At 36.3% G+C, this 16,061-nt stretch carries 18 protein-coding genes; 3 read left to right on the forward strand and 15 right to left on the reverse strand.

The window, feature by feature from the left end:
* The first annotated feature begins 1 nt into the window (after position 1).
* Positions 2 to 1,120, forward strand: coding sequence for a cysteine desulfurase family protein (locus tag AM500_RS13010; RefSeq protein ID WP_053599595.1), 1,119 nt, complete (start codon positions 2 to 4; stop codon positions 1,118 to 1,120).
* 217 nt (positions 1,121 to 1,337) lie between these two features.
* Here AM500_RS13010 and AM500_RS13015 read toward each other — a convergent pair whose 3' ends face one another.
* The 8 genes from AM500_RS13015 to AM500_RS25855 all read right to left on the reverse strand — a co-directional run bounded on the left by AM500_RS13015 (position 1,338) and on the right by AM500_RS25855 (position 9,699).
* Positions 1,338 to 2,060: a hypothetical protein gene (locus AM500_RS13015; protein ID WP_053599596.1), complete on the reverse strand. Its 723-nt coding sequence runs from the start codon at positions 2,058 to 2,060 to the stop codon at positions 1,338 to 1,340.
* A gap of 33 nt (positions 2,061 to 2,093) precedes the next feature.
* Positions 2,094 to 2,567 carry a DNA phosphorothioation-associated protein 4 gene (locus AM500_RS13020; RefSeq protein ID WP_053599597.1) on the reverse strand — a complete coding sequence of 158 codons (474 nt, stop codon included), beginning with the start codon at positions 2,565 to 2,567 and terminating at the stop codon, positions 2,094 to 2,096.
* Position 2,568: 1 nt separating this feature from the next.
* Positions 2,569 to 4,554: an AAA family ATPase gene (locus tag AM500_RS13025; protein WP_053599598.1), complete on the reverse strand. Its 1,986-nt coding sequence runs from the start codon at positions 4,552 to 4,554 to the stop codon at positions 2,569 to 2,571.
* A gap of 2 nt (positions 4,555 to 4,556) precedes the next feature.
* The gene (locus AM500_RS25520; protein WP_156319810.1) at positions 4,557 to 4,733 is read right to left on the reverse strand and encodes a hypothetical protein; all 177 of its coding nucleotides are present in this window, start codon (positions 4,731 to 4,733) and stop codon (positions 4,557 to 4,559) included.
* Between the two features lie 22 nt (positions 4,734 to 4,755).
* Entirely contained in the window at positions 4,756 to 6,876 is a 2,121-nt protein-coding gene (locus AM500_RS13030; RefSeq protein ID WP_053599599.1) for a DEAD/DEAH box helicase family protein, read from the reverse strand.
* 380 nt (positions 6,877 to 7,256) lie between these two features.
* Positions 7,257 to 7,454 (reverse strand): gamma-type SASP family protein, encoded by a 198-nt coding sequence (locus AM500_RS13035; protein WP_053599600.1) that lies wholly within the window; start codon positions 7,452 to 7,454, stop codon positions 7,257 to 7,259.
* Positions 7,455 to 7,810: 356 nt separating this feature from the next.
* Positions 7,811 to 9,235 carry a dipeptidase gene (locus AM500_RS13040; RefSeq protein WP_053599601.1) on the reverse strand — a complete coding sequence of 475 codons (1,425 nt, stop codon included), beginning with the start codon at positions 9,233 to 9,235 and terminating at the stop codon, positions 7,811 to 7,813.
* Positions 9,236 to 9,528: 293 nt separating this feature from the next.
* The gene (locus tag AM500_RS25855; protein ID WP_197282594.1) at positions 9,529 to 9,699 is read right to left on the reverse strand and encodes a hypothetical protein; all 171 of its coding nucleotides are present in this window, start codon (positions 9,697 to 9,699) and stop codon (positions 9,529 to 9,531) included.
* Between the two features lie 254 nt (positions 9,700 to 9,953).
* On the opposite strand from AM500_RS25855, the gene AM500_RS13050 reads away from it, so the two are divergent.
* Positions 9,954 to 10,175 (forward strand): hypothetical protein, encoded by a 222-nt coding sequence (locus AM500_RS13050; protein WP_053599603.1) that lies wholly within the window; start codon positions 9,954 to 9,956, stop codon positions 10,173 to 10,175.
* A gap of 87 nt (positions 10,176 to 10,262) precedes the next feature.
* Here the strand turns inward: AM500_RS13050 and AM500_RS25860 are convergent, their stop codons facing one another.
* The 6 genes from AM500_RS25860 to AM500_RS13070 all read right to left on the reverse strand — a co-directional run bounded on the left by AM500_RS25860 (position 10,263) and on the right by AM500_RS13070 (position 13,928).
* Complete coding sequence (locus AM500_RS25860) at positions 10,263 to 10,418, reverse strand: hypothetical protein (RefSeq protein ID WP_197282595.1); 156 nt, start codon at positions 10,416 to 10,418, stop codon at positions 10,263 to 10,265.
* Between the two features lie 487 nt (positions 10,419 to 10,905).
* Complete coding sequence (locus AM500_RS13055) at positions 10,906 to 11,100, reverse strand: hypothetical protein (RefSeq protein ID WP_053599604.1); 195 nt, start codon at positions 11,098 to 11,100, stop codon at positions 10,906 to 10,908.
* 66 nt (positions 11,101 to 11,166) lie between these two features.
* The gene (locus AM500_RS13060) at positions 11,167 to 12,057 is read right to left on the reverse strand and encodes an acyl-ACP desaturase (protein ID WP_053599605.1); all 891 of its coding nucleotides are present in this window, start codon (positions 12,055 to 12,057) and stop codon (positions 11,167 to 11,169) included.
* 451 nt (positions 12,058 to 12,508) lie between these two features.
* A complete protein-coding gene (locus tag AM500_RS13065; RefSeq protein WP_053599606.1) occupies positions 12,509 to 12,958 on the reverse strand; it encodes a M28 family peptidase in 450 nt (149 codons plus the stop codon).
* A 22-nt stretch (positions 12,959 to 12,980) separates the two neighbouring features.
* The gene (locus AM500_RS25525) at positions 12,981 to 13,145 is read right to left on the reverse strand and encodes a hypothetical protein (protein WP_156319811.1); all 165 of its coding nucleotides are present in this window, start codon (positions 13,143 to 13,145) and stop codon (positions 12,981 to 12,983) included.
* 39 nt (positions 13,146 to 13,184) lie between these two features.
* Positions 13,185 to 13,928 (reverse strand): alpha/beta fold hydrolase, encoded by a 744-nt coding sequence (locus AM500_RS13070; protein WP_053599607.1) that lies wholly within the window; start codon positions 13,926 to 13,928, stop codon positions 13,185 to 13,187.
* A gap of 241 nt (positions 13,929 to 14,169) precedes the next feature.
* On the opposite strand from AM500_RS13070, the gene AM500_RS13075 reads away from it, so the two are divergent.
* Positions 14,170 to 14,592 (forward strand): hypothetical protein, encoded by a 423-nt coding sequence (locus AM500_RS13075; protein WP_053599608.1) that lies wholly within the window; start codon positions 14,170 to 14,172, stop codon positions 14,590 to 14,592.
* Positions 14,593 to 14,660: 68 nt separating this feature from the next.
* On the opposite strand, the gene AM500_RS13080 is transcribed toward AM500_RS13075, so the two are convergent.
* Entirely contained in the window at positions 14,661 to 15,914 is a 1,254-nt protein-coding gene (locus tag AM500_RS13080; protein WP_053599609.1) for an amidohydrolase family protein, read from the reverse strand.
* Positions 15,915 to 16,061: the final 147 nt, after the last annotated feature.

Raw genomic sequence — 16,061 nt, forward strand, 5'->3', positions numbered from 1 at the left:
TATGCTTTATTTAGACAATAGCGCGACCACACCTGTTCATCCAGAAGTGAAAAATGCAATGCTCCCCTACCTTATGGAGGAGTTTGGAAACCCATCAAGTAAATATTATTCTGTTGCTGAGAATGCAAAAAATGCAGTAAAAGAAGCAAGAGCCCATCTTGCTTCTTTACTTGGCTGTTCAGAAAACGAAATTATCTTTACAAGCGGATCTACAGAGAGCAACAATATGATTTTAAAGGGTGTTGCTGAAGAGTACTCCAATAAAGGAAATCATATAATTACTTCAAAAGTGGAACACCCTTCTGTTCTAGAAACTTGTAAATATTTAGAGCAAAAAGGATACGAAGTTACATATCTGGATGTAGATAAATTCGGAAGAATAAGTCCTGAAACTTTGTTTAATGAGATTAAAGAGAATACCATTCTTGTCTCTATTATTTGGGGAAATAATGAGCTTGGGTCATTAAATGATATGGAACAAATAGCTCAAGTTTGTAATGAGAAAAACGTTTTTCTTCACACTGATGCAACACAAATCGTAGGAAAAGTTGATTTCTCTCTCTTTTCTTTACCTGGAGTTACCTTTTTATCTTGTTCAGCACATAAATTTCATGGACCTAAAGGGATTGGGGCTACTTTTATACGTCAAGACAAATATGGTATATTAACCAAGATTACTCCCCTACTTCATGGCGGTGGCCACGAGCAAGGGATTAGAAGCGGAACTTTAGCTGTTCATAATATTGTTGGGATGGGGAAAGCGGCGGAAATTTCCTTCTCAAAACTTAAAGAAAACATCGAAAAAACATTGGATCTTGAGTTGTATTTAACATCCCTTTTAAAAGAAAAATTCGGAGATAATATTTCATTTAATAATGATTCAACAAAAAAGATCCCTGGTATCCTTAGCGTATTATTCAGAGGAGTAAACAATGAGTTACTAGTTAAAGCGCTCGCACCTACTGTTGCAGCTTCAACTGGGTCGGCTTGTAGTTCGAGTAAGCCATCTCACGTATTAGAAGCAATAGGTCTTAATACTGAGGATATTCGTTCAACCATACGTTTCTCACTATCTGCTCAAGTTACAAAGCATGATTTAAATATATTTAATACATTATAGTTTATAAACATTGATATGGTTTTTTATTAGCCACCTTTGCCTACGGCAATCTGCCATATTTTTAGTATCGTTTGCAAGATTCTGTTTCATCTTCTTGAAATAAGAAAAACAAAAAGCTCCTCTACAATAAACTATTGTGAGGAGTTTTTTAATACCATTTTGTCCACTAACCAATTGATAATATATCAATAGAATAAGAGAACATTATTGTCCTCATTTAGTTATTAAAAAACTTATTCAATGCCAAGTCTATCACCTTAGAGGTAGATGTCTCAAATGCATCAGAATACTCAATGAGTTGTTGAAAAAGGGTTTTATTTAACCTTATTTTCAATTCATAATTTGTTTCTGACTCGTTTTTTTCTTGCCACTCACGAATTATTTGTTTTAAAGTCTTTATTTCCTCTGGTTTTAGATTAACTATACTTTGAGTTTCATCTTTTAAAACATTATCTTTACTAATTAAGTTTTTATCTAGACTTTTATTTCTCTTTAAAGAACTTGTTTCTACAATAATTCTATTGCTGGCTTTATCACTTATATTATTGGTCTCAACTTTTCTTTTCCATTTTTGTTCATTATTATCATAAAAAAATCCTTCATCTTTAATTCGCTTTTTTAACTTACCTAGGAATTTACTTTTACTAATTTTTTCTGTAATCAAGAGATCTGTAATTTCTTTGAGGTATTTACCTAAAGATAAATATTCATACACTTTTTGCATTACTACTTTATCTGAATGATTTGACCACATTTCGAAATAGGTGTTATAGTTTTTTAATTTTTTTCCACTTTTATCTATTTTAGTTGAATATAAATATACATCTTTGGGAACATTATATTTTATTTTAATTTCCGTAACAGATTTGATTATTTCTTCTTTTTGAGCCTCATTTTCCCTTTTTTTCATATGTTCATTAACTAAATTCAGAATATCCACAAAAAAATACCATCTCCTTTAAATCCTACGTTGTTACCAACTTAAACCTCCTCCAAGTCCTTCCATTATTTTTTGGAGGTTTTGTTCCCTTTCATCCATTTCGTTTCTTGAATCGTAAATATATTCGTATAATACATCATTGGCATTTCTGGGTGATTGGAGTAAGTTATAAATATAAGAAACACCATCTGCTGCAAACTCTTCAAAAATGGTGAGCTTTATGTCATGAGTTTCATCGTTGTCTCTAAGCAGCGTTAAATCCTTTGAATCTAGTATTGCAATAGCTGTAATTACAGTATAATCAGTGTCCATATTAAATACAGACCATGCAATACCCTCCGCTGTATCTTTAAATGTTTTTTTCTTATTTCTTTTAAAACCGATTACACCTGCCAACATAAAAAGATCCTTATAACTATCAAAAGCACCTATTGGTAAATCAGTGCCCGTAAGCTTTTTATAAATTTCTTCTTGTTCCTTTGGTCTTCTGATACGTCGTTTTGCCAATTTACTTCACCTCAATAACTTCTGTATATTCATATGGCTGGTCTGAGTTATGTCTTGGATCATTATATTGAAGTCTATATTCTTTCCCGATAGAGTTTGAGAGCTGCTCCTCTACCTCCCCACGCCATTGGGAAGTAGATACAATAACAACAACTTGATCAGCAAGTTTAGGTATTCCCTGAGCGACTCTCCTTCTATGATCCGAATCCAAAGAGCCAAATGGTGAATCCATAACAAGTGGATAAATGCCTCCTTCGTTAAAGGCCTGCTTTTCTTTTGATTTATACTGTTCTCGCGCAATATCTACTATTGCACCAATAAACGATAAACTGGTGATTTGTCGTTCTCCCTGGGACATAGCAACTTCTTCATTTTGATTATTGATAACTTTTAACTCATAATCAGGTGATACTGCCACATTATAACCTTTTCTCAAAAATTCTGAATAAACTTTCGAAATTCTTTCTTGCAAACGGTCCCTCACCATAACTTCTTGAACTTCATAAATTTGTTTAAAGACATTTTCCGCAGTCAAACAAGCCTCTATTCTCTCCTTTGTTAACCTGTCCTCTTCTTGTAGAGATTGAATTTTACTTTGTTCCTTTTCTTTTTCTAGAAGTTCTTTTTCTATTTTCTTAAGCTCATAGTCAATTTGTCCAATTTTTCTATTAAAATCAGCAGTCTGTTGTTCAATTTCTTTACGTTTATTTTCTAAAGAGGCAACCTTTTCGGAATTCTTATCTGTTAGTTTGGTTGAAATTTCATCTAATTGTTCTGTGAGCTTTGTTATCGAATCTAGTGTTTCAACTTCTAATTCCTTAAACCTTTTCATTTCGTTGTATATGCCTTTTCTTTTTTCATCTACAACTTTCAAACTTCCTGCCATATCTAAAGCATTTCCATGTATATCTTCATTTTGAACCTGTTTTTTAAGATCTAAGACATGTTCCAAATGAATAGAACTCGTAGATAAATCTTGACCACATATGCATTTTCCACGTTCAATTAAAGCATTAATAATAGATTCTTTTACAAAGATACTTGTATTTTTCTCTGACTCTCCCTTAATTAATTCTAAAGTCTGTTTCACAATGTTAGATGTGAACCCTAAATACCCGTATCTGCTAACAAAATATTTGAGTTTATCTTTAGTTTCTTTAAGGAACTCTTCCTTATTACGCTTTAGTTCTTCTTTTTCTTCTCGTTCTTTTTGAAGTATCTTTGATTCTTCAATTGACTTTAATCTAGATTCTATGTCTTGTTTTTCAGAATGTAAAGCGGTTAAATTTCCTTCAAATATGATTGCTCTTTCTTTTAAATGGTCGCGCTCCTGCTCAAGTGTCTCAATATCATTTATTATTTTGTTGGTTTCTACATTTCCATTTTTCTTTAAATCACTTCTGAACTTTTTCCTTGCAGCTTCCGTGTGCAAAATACTCCTTTCCAATATCTCGAGGCCCATCATAAGCTTTATTGCTGACTTGATATCCTTTGAACCTTCTTGTTTTGAAAGGTTATCAATCCTTTCTCCATCAAAAAAGAAATATGTTCTTAAATCATTGGGAAGTAGTTGGTCGATTCTATTCTGCACATTATCTTCTTCTTTGCAATTTCCGGATGAATCAATGATTTGCATTTTTATTTGAGGTTCTAAATATGTATTTCCATTTTTATTTTTTTCCATTTGAATCGACCTTGTAATTATATAATCAATGTTGTCTTGTTTAAATTCTATTTCTACAATAGCTGCCACACGTTCTCCATTCGGAGTAATGCTTATTGCATAATCATTAATAATTTTATTTGGGTTTGGTAAATCATTCTCCCCATATAAACACCAGTTAAAAGAGTTTAATAAAGCTGTTTTTCCAGACCCATTTTCACCATGAATGATTGTCACATTCTTAGATGAGGATTGTGAAAAAGATATTTTCTGTTCACCAAAATACTGACGAAAATTAACTAACCTAATTGATTGAAGTATCATTTTTACTTAACCCTTTCTTTAAAAATATCGGTTATATCCCTTATTATAGTACTTCCTTGTAAAGTCTTTCGATGAAGTACTTTTTTCTCTTCTTGGAGTATACTAGCTACCATTTTTAAGTCTCGTTCAGAAAGCGTTGACAGAATTTCATTTATTTTTTCCTTCATTTTTTCATCCATAATTTACTTTTTCCTCTCATTTTTAATGGTCTAATAAGTTATATATCTTTTTGACTTGATTTATTGTTTCAGCCGCTTTAGGCCCATTTAAAGCCAGTTGAGAAAATTCAGAGAATCGATTTAACTCTCTTTTAACCATGTTTCGTTCGATATTAAAAGTTGCTGCATCTAAAATTGATACTTCTTTTAAATTCCGAGGTAGTACGAGAAAGTCATGAATGTAGGAGTAATGCTTTTTGGGATGTTTCCGTAACACACGTCCACGTCTCTGAATAAACTCTCTCGGATTAGTACTACTTGCCATAATAAAAGCAGTTTGTGTTGCGGGAACATCTACCCCTTCGTCAAGACATTTAATAGCAACAAGAGTTTGTAGCTCTCCACTTTCAAATCTTTTCAAAAGTCTCTGACGTTCTTGCTGATCTTCTCTAGAAGTAAAGGAATGGACTTTCATATTGAGATCTTTTCCTAACATACGAATAACAGCGTCTATTTGTTTTTCTCCATCTACAGAACTATCTCCACAATACACGATATTATAACTTTCGCTTTTCTTGGTTTTCATTAATTCTTTAAGCAAAGTGAGTTTACCTCTTGCTCTGCTCATTATTCTTGCTCGTTCTATTAGTAGTCCTTGCAAGGAGTCACTAGCATTTTTAAAATCTCCATCAGAAGGATACATTCTAGCAATTTTCTTGGTAAGCTCAAAATAATGTTCACTCTCATCTTCGTCTAAGAAAACTATATGCGGATGATAAAAATATTCAGTTAGAAATTTATTTTCAATTGCCTTATCAAGACCGTATTGGAAGACTACTTTACTCCCAAAGTATGACAAAAGATCTTCAGTTCCTTCTTCATCAAACCATCGTTGTGGAGTTGCGGATAACGCAAGCCTATACGGATAATGCATGGGCAAACACTTTTTAATATTTTTTGCACCTAAATGATGTGCTTCATCAGCAATAATCATTACTTCTCCATGGAGACTGTCTAAAAGCGCTTGCATAGGTTTGCTCATAAATGTAGAAACAGTTGTCACTAATGAAAAGTGTTGAATTATATCTGTATTAAATGCAGTAACATATTGATTCAGTCTTCCTTCCCAAAGGTTGCGTGACTGATAGGCAACAAGTGGTTTCATATTAAAAGTTCTTGCTTCGTTCTCCCATTGGTCCACTAAATGCTTATAAGGACAGACAATTATGGTTGCGAGTTTTTTTACTCTTTTTAATTTGTACAACATAGAAGCTGCAGTAAGAGCAGTGATAGTTTTACCGGTACCTGTTGCCATCTCAAGAAGACCCCTACCATTATTCTTAAACCAACTTTCCACAGCATCTTTTTGATAGTCTCTAATTACATAATCACTTGGTATCCTTGGATAAGCTATGGGAGTGTCTTCATTTATTAGAACCGGACTATTGGAATCCGGATCAAGTTCTGGATCAATATTTTTATAATTAAACTGTTTAAATGAAAGTATCTTTTCCTTCACAGCTTTCGGAAAATAATACACTTCTAAATTTTGAGTTGTGTTATCCCATAATCTATTAAAATTTATCTCTTTAGTATTAACTCTCATCTCTTCGGAGGGTTGCCAAGAACAAAAAACATCTAAAGTTTCAAAATTTCCTAAAAGTCCACCCTCTGTCTCATTTGATGATCCAGTGAAGGCTATTTTATTTCCTTCCCAATCCTCCATTAACCCTAACTTTTCGTGATATATCCCCTTGCGTATATTATTTTTGGTAACGGCTATTTTTATATCCAGTTGGTTTTTTTCTATAAGCCAAGCCAAGTAATTAAGACGTTCACTCTCTATTAGGGTTTCAGGATCTTTAATTTCTCTCAATAAAGAGTTCTCAATGACTTCGTCTCTTGATTTGTATCCTTTTTTAATTGCATCTACATCTTCTTCTGTAAGATAAGGTGATGCTATTAAACGCATTTTCCCACCTCGGTTAATTAGTTGACCTAACCCTTTTGCTGCAAGTACTAATGAATGACTAGTAAAATAGCCAACCGCTCTACTATAAATCTTAGTTTCTGAAAGGACCGGTATATAAAAATCATTAATAATACTTCCGTGTTCGTTATCAGAACGGTATTGAAATGAAATATCTAACTCTTTGAATCCCATAAAAATTCATCCTTAAATTTTTTTGAAATAACAGTCTTTTCTTAATTATACATTCTTTCCAAAGTAATTGGACTAAATTTTTGTAACGCTCCGTACCTGTCCTTGGATTCCTTGATGTAAGAAAGTTATCCTTCATTTTCAGATTAGTTACCATGTCCATCCCTATAGTAATAGGTGTTCTATGCGATCAGCATTTACACTTAAAGTTACTTCCCAATTTAATGATAATGTTTTCCATGGAACCAATTATCTCTATCTTATTCATAGCACAGTTTCACAAGTTTTTACATAATTTTCTATCCGACCATTACCTTAAAGAACCCAATCGGAAATAGAATGTAAACGATTGGGTCTTCAAGGAATATGTAAAATGCAAATGCTTATTTTCCTTTAGAGGTATTAATTTTCCGTCGTACCTCTTTGACATCCGTATTGCTATACATGGCCGTGCCCTTCCCACCAGTTTGAGCCAGAAGCTCCTTTACCTCATTATAGGATAAACCCGACTGGGCATTTAGTCGTTTTACTTCTTCAATATCTGTACCAACTGAAGTGAATGCCTTTCCCTCTTTATCCATAAAGTCACCTCCAATATTTAGCATTAGGATTCCTTATTTATGAGATTGTAACCGCATCATTTTTAACTGTACGGCTTAAATTTTTTCGTATTGCTTGAAATGTTATAACTCCTCGTGGCCTGCAGCTGTTTGTCGAACTTATTATTAGACGTCCCCAGTTAAAATTTGCTATATAATCTTCCCGATATCTCATGTATAAAGCATAGTATGTGTCCTGTTCTTTTCATATGGATTCTCAAGCTATTATCATCTAAACGTATGCTTCTGTCAGTCTACCCTCACGACGATTGAAATGAAACAAAAAGAAAAGTACCCAGTCAGCTCGTAAAAAATCACTGAAGGGTACTTCTGTCCGATTATTGATTTATATAGAAGATTCTCGTTTCTTTTTCGATTTTTCCGGCTGTATTGGCGGCTTCAAACGTTACCACATGGAATTTTTCTTTCAATGGTTCTTTTAGCTGGAGGGAGATTGTGGATGTTTCCCCATTAAATTCTGGGCTGTAAGGAATTCCGTCCACTATCACCCTTAAGCTGCTTGCATCTATTGGTGCGCCATTGATTCTTTCCAGTTTGGCTGTTAAAAGTGGTGTATTGTTTGGAACTGTCTCACCCATTTTTAATGCTGGCGTGATGGTCAATACCTGGCCAACTTCTACAGGATTATGCTCTGCTGCCTTTTCGACTTCTTTTAGAAGACGCAGTGTGTTTTTACCGAGTAATTTTTCAATGTCCTGCTGGGAAAAGCCGCGACGGACTAATTCTTCTGTTACTTTGTATAGCTCGGAAGCGTCTTTTATGTCAGATGGAAGCGGTCCTCCGTCAAAATCGGATCCGAGGGCTACATGGTCGATTCCGGCCACTTTTACTGCATGCTCGATATGGTCGACATAATCCTTGATATAGACTTTCTCGGTTGGATAGCCGTATTTCAGGAAATCAGGATAGAAGACCACCCCGACTACCCCACCATTCTCAGCGAGAGCCTTCAGTTGTTCATCTGTCAGGTTGCGTGCGTGTTCCCTTAATGAGGATGCACCTGAATGAGTGGCCATAATTGGTGCTTTTGAAACCTCAATCACATCCCAGAATGAAGCCTCTGAGAGATGGGATACATCGATAATCATCCCCAGTTTGTTCATTTCCTGCGCTACTTCTTTTCCAAGCTCTGTTAAACCTGACGGGGACGGTGTCCTGGCTGGATCTCCATACACCCTGTTGGCACCTTCCCCTAACGCATTGGAATAATTCCAGGTAAAGCCGAGCGCTCTGATTCCAAGATCATAATATTGGTGAAGCAATTCAATGGCATTGTGCTCTTCCAGGGAATAGGCGCCTTCTACTGTAGGCACAGCGGCGATTTTCCCTTCTCTCCTTACTTTTTCAATTTCCTTGAGAGAGGTGGTGATTTCAAGCACATCCGAATTTCTCTCTTCGGTCCAATAAAGAGCATTAATCAAAGCCAAAGTCCTGCTGATGCTGCGAGGATTATTTCCATAATACCCGGATGTATAAGCTGCGAAAAAAGGAACGTTCAGCCCTCCAGCTTGCAGCTTTGGAATGTCAATGTGGAAGTCGGTGTTTCCTCTGATGTCGGTTTCAGGAAGCCATGTGGTCGGATTGACAGCTTTCATCATCGTATCGTTATGGCTGTCTACCACTGTTGCATTGAAATGGATGTCCCGTGCAGAAAGCTGTTTTGCATTTGCAGCATAGCCTGCCGGGAAAATGGCAGACAGAGTCAATAGCGAGATCAAAGCCACATAAAAGAACCTTTTCATATAGAACCTCCTATTTCACCGATAAATTCTTTCTAAAACAGTTGTACAAGCAGCCGGCTTATAAATGAAAGATTAAGTATGATAGTAAAGGCCTTTACTAGTTTCGATTCTAAGTTCAGAATATTCAGATGTCAAACGATATGGAATAAACAGGAATTTAGTCCTTGGATTAAAGTTCTGATTGAGCATAAGGTTCTAGTTAGGATTCAGGCAATTCTCCCTATAAAAAAAGCAGCACTTCACAAAGGAAAGGCTGCTTTTGATCAAACGTTCTTTATTTAAAAATCAAAATTTTAAGCTCTTTGCTTCCTTTCTTCTTTGACGGTTAGGATTTTTGCATCTGCACCGTATTCCATCCTTATCGTTTTTCGGGCATCTATTGGAGTCCTAGCTGCTATAGTTTTCGTTAGCATTACTCCTTGAATTTCTAATTCAACTTGAAAGCACTTTGTACCGCATCTCATGAAAGTCCCCCCTTTTCGGCCATGTTATTTACTTTAGTATACTCTGATCTTAATAAACAAAAAAAGAATAGCAAAATGAAACCCGGAACATTAGTTTTTTGTTCCGGGTTATATATGTGTTAAATTAAAGAATTTCTGAAACCATTTCATTTATATAAAACGGTTCACCGTCCTTAATTCAGAAGGCAACAGAACCAGAGTTGATGTGCAAATGATGAATGAAAAAGAATATATAAGGATATTAGGCTGGTTTTTTGAAGAAGAAGAACGTTGAAGTGATAAGGACTTCCTTTGAAAAGATAAGCTGGAAACCGAATGAAGAACCGAAAATGGCGTCTAAAGCGGAGTTATTAGTAACTTTGTTTTATACAAAGGAAAAAGATATGCCTGAAAGAATTTATGATTATCAAATTTGGTCTATTGATAAGGGAACAGCAACATTGTTAGCTGCGGGGAATCAGAAGGTTATAGATTAGCAAAAGAACATGCGGAAAATCTCAAAAAAGTATTATCACAGTAGGCTGTTATTCAATTTCATCTGTAAATAACAAAGTTTATACATTCTATAAGCCCATTAAAAACAAACTTGCAAGTTGCCACACTGCAATCGCAAATGGAATTATTGATAGGAATTTTAACCACCTTTTTTTAGTTGCTTTAGCAATCCATAACATTAGTAATCCAATTATAATAACGAAAATAATTGTTAAAAATGTCATACCACTTTCACCTCCTATAATTATTATCTTTCCTTTATGGTGTAATTTTACACTTTTATTGAAAAATTGTCAATTTCAGATTTCATTTTATTTTATTAAGGAACAAATAAATTTTAGAAAAAACACTTCCAAGTAACTATATGCCGCTATCTTTAGACCCGCGCTCACGGACCATTTCTTCCGTCAGTGATTTTTTATTATCACTCCAGCGCTGGATCCCTTCAAATAATGTACCGGACACATTTGCATTTCCTCCGCATAGCCCTAAAAAGATATAATCTAAATGAGGGTCAAAATAAGGAGGCAGCACCAAACGGCATTTAAACAATCACTTCATCTGGGATTCCTAAATCATTGTCTTTGCAATTCATTTCCACCCTTATACATCCAATAACAGGCAAAATGTAGAAAATGTTATATATAAAAAATACCCTCGTAAATTCGCCTTATTACAAGCAAATCTACAAGGGGTTGATAAAAAGATATATTACTGGCTAGGCGGATTAATTTGACGCTTTACTTCTTCAACATCCGTATTGCTATATGCTGCAGTTCCCTGTCCACCTATTTTTGCAAGCAATTCCTTAACTTCATTGTAGGACAAACCAGATTGTGCATTAAGTCTTTTCACTTCTTCGATATCCGTTCCGACTGAAGTTACGTTCTTTTGATTTTGGTCCATAAAGCCACCTCCATATTCATATGGCTTTATGTTGCCTCTTGCAATGTCATTCTAACCTAATTGAATTTACTTCTTGCTATAGAACCTATCTCTTACCCTCTTCAGCCTCGCGTGGTAGTTCAGGATATCCAACCTTGCTTTCTCTGCTTCAGGAGCGATCGGCCGGAGGTTTTCGATATTCCAATACTCAATGATGACGTCAAGGACCTGGTCAAAGTATTCCAATGGTCCGTAATTTGCTTCTTTTGCGATGATAGACATCCTGTCTTCAAAGTCCGGCATGACGGCACCTGGCATTTGGAAGTTCTTAATCACGTGTCCCAGGTAGTAACAATAGTTTGGTTCGAGCTCAAGGTGATATTTGATTACATCACGATAAAAGGCATAGTGCAATGTTTCGTCCTTTGCCAGCCTTCTTAAAAGACTTGCCAAATCTTTATCATGTGGGCCTGCTACTTTTGCCACGTTGTAATAAAAGACCATTGTGGCGAGTTCCTGCATGGATGTATAAACCATTGTTTCGAATGGTGTATGGAAGTCTGGATTCCAGCCATTTTCTACAGTTTGTTTGTGCAGCTCGTGAAGCCTTTTTGGATTGACATTACGTGTAATTAAAAGGTAGGTTTCCAGAAGATTGGAATGCTGGTCTTCTTCTGCAGTCCATGTATGTACGAAATCTTTAATAACTGTTAATGAACTTTTAAACGTTTGATCCAGGTAGGAAGTAAACCATGGCAAATTCACTTCAGTCAAAAGGGCAGTTTCGATTGCAGTAACGACGGATGGCGGCAATGTAACCTGGCTTGGATCCCACGGAACGCGGCGAAAGTCCATCGCTTTATCCCACGGCAGGTAATCATGGTACCCCCAGTCAATTTTTTCTGCTCTTTTTTTATGTTCAGCGTACAATTCTATCAATTTTGGTTCGAGTCTAAAGTCTAAATGATTCGTTAACAAATGCAGTTCCTCCGCTATTAAGTATTTGGTGCTTCTTTAATTACCTACTAAGTTTATCTGGTATTATGAGTTGGTACTAAATATAGTTTAACACATGACCGACATGTTAACCTATTTAAAACTTTTCGACTTTTAAAGAATAGAAGCTTTTTCCTATAAAAAAGGAAAGAAAAAGAAGAATGAATAAGGATATTAAGTAGTTCAGTTAACGCGGAGAAAAAGTCATATTAGTACATAAGAAAAGACCTCTTTTCAATGAGGTCTATGTCACTTAAAAATCAGCCAAAGTAAAAGACCAAATCACTATGCGATTTGGTCTTGTTGATATGCACTCTCCTTTACTTCTACTCCAACTTCCCACGTTCATCTAAGTTGGTATAATGGTAGACATCACCATGTTCACTATATTGGCTTAGGAGTTCATGCCGCTTTTTTGTGCCTCATTAAAGAGTTATTGAATTGCCTGCTCGTGGTAAAGATGTGGCATCTTCTTCTCATTGCCTTTTGTAGCCTTTGGCCCCTGATTGTCCGGTCTGACGATGTCGTAAACCGCAGTGCCGACAATTTCAGCTACATCCTGAAGTTTTTCCTTACTGATTTTATCGATTGTGTCTTCAGGTGTGTGGTACCATGGCTCGAGTGGACGGTGGATAAATGACGCTGATGCAATTCCAACCTCTGTAAAAGCAACATGGTCACTGCTTCCTCCCGTCTCCAATGGGGTTGGTGTCCCATTTAGGCGTGCACTTGATGCCTGTGCATGGTCTGACACAATGTTCGGGTTACCGTCTGCTACGTTAATGACGAGGTTTCCTGCATCCCGGCTTCCTACCATGTCCATATTGAAGTATCCAGTGAAGCGTTCTTTTTCATCAAAGGATAGGCTGGTTTGATCAAACATTCTTTATTTAAAAATCAACATTTTAAGCTCGTTGCTTCCTTTCTTCTTTGACGGTGAGGATCTTTGCATCTGCACTGTATTCCTCCCTTATCGTTTTCCGGGCATCAATTGGAGTCCTGGCTGCTATAGTTTTTGTTAGTATTTCTCCTTGAACCTCTAATTCACTTGAAAACATTTTGTACCGCATCTCATTTTTGTCCCCCCTATTTAACAAACTTCGGATGTTCTATTCCACTTTGTTTTCCTCAATGGACGCCAAAAAATTTTCAACCGTTACAACAAATCGATCAGATTGAGGTTCAAAGATGTTATGGTTAGAGTCTTCAAATACGACCAGTTTGGCGTTGTCAAGCTCATTCAGGTACCTCCCTGCGTTCTCTTCTGATAAAGCTGCTCCCTCTTTGCCTCCGCGGATAATCAAGACTGGACATTGGATTGTATACAGCTTATCCCAAAATGAAACAAAATGAGACTCTATTTGAATACCTTGTAAAGTTTGTCTATTCATCCGGTCACCAATACTTTTTCCACGCCAGGGTGGCTGTGCTGTAAAATACTCAACCCATCCTTCTGGAAGTTGAGAATGTATAGCTGGATAATCCCCTAACACAAGGCCTTTAAGAGCTGTAACATTTGTAAGAGCATAGCCAAGAGCATAGGAAACACCTCTTGAATAGCCCATTAGTAGAACGTCATTTATGTGAAGATGTTTAATAACCGACTCTATATCGCTAATATGGTCTTCCAATGTATATCCTTCCGAAGGAGCATCGCTATGTCCCCTGCCACGCAAAGTAATAGTTATACATCGTAAGGATTGTAAACTTTCCATAAGGAGGATATAATCCTCTGCAGATTCAGAAAGCCCAGGAACAATGATTAACGGAACTCCATCATTAGTTTCCTTGCTTCCGCTATCAATAAAGTGAATGTATGTGCCATTATTGGAAACTTTGCCATGTTTAAACATAATTTCTCACTCCCCTTATAGAGTTTAGGTGTTTTATTGTAAATCTTCATGTACCCCTTATTTAGTACTATAGTATACTCCGAAGTTATTAATCAAAAAAGGAAAGCAATATGAAAACCCAGCGTTGCTTTAATGCTCCGGGCTTTGTTCACATTTAATTTAGGGAATGGTGTAGCAGGTAAGCGGTGGTATACGTCTAATTATTAACAAAACAAAGGTAAACGAATAAGGAGGTATATCAATGAAATATCAATTAAGTTTGACCCTGCTATTATTTTTTCTATTGCTACTTACTGCTTGTTCTGAAAAACAAAAACTACTAACCAGAATCGATGTCCAAAAGTTGAATGAAAATGGAGTATATGAGGATGTAGCGCTGATAGTTGAAGAGGAGAAACTTGAAAACATTAGGCAATCTTTTGATAAGGTAAAATGGAATCCAAATGCGGAAATGAAACAAGCTTCAAAAGCTGATTATATCATGACCTTCTTTTATGAAGAGGATAAGAATATGCCTGAACGGCTTTACGAGTACCAAATATGGTTTGTTAATAATGGAACTGCAACATTTCTCAGCAGTGAAGAATCAGAAGGCTATGGGAGATTAGCAAAAGAACATGCTGAAGACCTTAAAACCGTAATATTGCCAATAGTAGGTTATTAATAAATATGAGCCAGAAGTCCGAATGTTCGGGGCTCCTGGCTTCTTTCATTTTCAATCCATTACCAATCTTATGATTGTTTTAGAAAATCTATCTCAATTTCATTTTTTCGTGGTTCACGTTTGAACAGATATTCACCATTGCGGATGGATGCAAGGACTTCTGCGCGTTCACGAATGGCTTGGTAGGCATCCTGTGCATCTAATATGATAAAGTTAGCTGGTTTCCCCGCTTCAATCCCATACTCATCGTTTACTCTCATAATGTTTGCTCCATTATAAGTGATCAGGTCGAACGCCTTGTTGATTTCATCGATATGTGTGTAATGAGCTAAATGGATTCCATTATCTAAAATGTTCATCATATTTCCATTGCCAAGTGGGTACCAGTAATCCGCTATGGAATCCTGGGCAAACGCAACATTATTCCCGTTCTCTAACAGTTCCTTCACTCGTGTCAGTCCCCGACGTTTTGGATAACTGTCGCCCCGGCCTTGTAAATGAGCATTTTCAGTTGGACAAGAAATGAAGTTGATTTTTGATTCCCTGAATAAGCCCATCATTTTATTAGCATAACTGTTTTCTACAGAACCGAAGCTGCAAGTATGGCTTGCCGTTGTATGCTCACCGTAGTCTTTTTCCATAACAAGTGCATTTAACACTTCTAAAAATCGGCTATTTGGATCATCGTTTTCATCACAGTGAATATCAATCATCACATTGTATTTTATGGCCATGTCGACAATACGTCTTAATGATTCCACACCATGTTCATAGGAAATTTCAAAGTGAGGGATTCCTCCTGCTGCATCAGCACCCATTTCGAGTGCTTGTTCCATTAAATGTTCCGCACCTTCATATCGGAAGAATCCTTCCTGAGGAAATGCTACCAGCTGCAATGTAACAACATCTTTCAGTTCTTCGCGCAGTTTAATCAAAGCTTTCATCCCTGCTAAATTGGGTTCTGTGATATCTACATGTGTACGGATAAACTGAACCCCATGACTCACTTCTTTTTGGATCCCTTTAATCGCACGCTCACGAACCATTTCTTCCGTCAGTGACTTTTTGTTATCACTCCACCGCTGTATCCCTTCAAATAACGTACCGGACACATTTGCATTTCCTTCGCCTAGCCCTGAAAAGATATAATCTAGATGTAAATGGGGGTCAACATAAGGAGGCAGCACCAAACGGCCATTTAAATCAATCACCTCATCTGCGTTTCCTAAATCATTGCCAATTGCTTTAAATTGACCGTTTTCTACTAAAATTTCATGAGATTGCGGATCTCCATAGATAGTCGCATTGATGAATTTTTTCATATCTACATGTCTCCTTTGCTTAATCATTAATAGCTAGTATATCAAATTATACCAATATAACTAATGCAGGCGACTTGACATGTGTCTATTCAACTAATAAATAAAAACCAGGAGCTCCAAAAAGGAAGCTCCTGGCTAGTATAGTAT

It is taken from the genome of Bacillus sp. FJAT-18017, from assembly GCF_001278805.1.
Classification (GTDB): domain Bacteria; phylum Bacillota; class Bacilli; order Bacillales; family Cytobacillaceae; genus Bacillus_D.

Coding starts and splice junctions, on each gene's coding strand:
- AM500_RS25860 (WP_197282595.1), bottom strand. CDS start 10,418: ATGACATTTTTAACAATTATTTTCGTTATTATAATTGGATTACTAATG.
- AM500_RS13065 (WP_053599606.1), bottom strand. CDS start 12,958: ATGTTTGATCAAACCAGCCTATCCTTTGATGAAAAAGAACGCTTCACT.
- AM500_RS13070 (WP_053599607.1), bottom strand. CDS start 13,928: ATGTTTAAACATGGCAAAGTTTCCAATAATGGCACATACATTCACTTT.
- AM500_RS25520 (WP_156319810.1), bottom strand. CDS start 4,733: ATGGATGAAAAAATGAAGGAAAAAATAAATGAAATTCTGTCAACGCTT.
- AM500_RS13055 (WP_053599604.1), bottom strand. CDS start 11,100: ATGGACCAAAATCAAAAGAACGTAACTTCAGTCGGAACGGATATCGAA.
- AM500_RS13030 (WP_053599599.1), bottom strand. CDS start 6,876: ATGGGATTCAAAGAGTTAGATATTTCATTTCAATACCGTTCTGATAAC.
- AM500_RS13080 (WP_053599609.1), bottom strand. CDS start 15,914: ATGAAAAAATTCATCAATGCGACTATCTATGGAGATCCGCAATCTCAT.
- AM500_RS13040 (WP_053599601.1), bottom strand. CDS start 9,235: ATGAAAAGGTTCTTTTATGTGGCTTTGATCTCGCTATTGACTCTGTCT.
- AM500_RS25855 (WP_197282594.1), bottom strand. CDS start 9,699: ATGAGATGCGGTACAAAGTGCTTTCAAGTTGAATTAGAAATTCAAGGA.
- AM500_RS25525 (WP_156319811.1), bottom strand. CDS start 13,145: ATGCGGTACAAAATGTTTTCAAGTGAATTAGAGGTTCAAGGAGAAATA.
- AM500_RS13035 (WP_053599600.1), bottom strand. CDS start 7,454: ATGGATAAAGAGGGAAAGGCATTCACTTCAGTTGGTACAGATATTGAA.
- AM500_RS13025 (WP_053599598.1), bottom strand. CDS start 4,554: ATGATACTTCAATCAATTAGGTTAGTTAATTTTCGTCAGTATTTTGGT.
- AM500_RS13075 (WP_053599608.1), top strand. CDS start 14,170: ATGAAATATCAATTAAGTTTGACCCTGCTATTATTTTTTCTATTGCTA.
- AM500_RS13010 (WP_053599595.1), top strand. CDS start 2: ATGCTTTATTTAGACAATAGCGCGACCACACCTGTTCATCCAGAAGTG.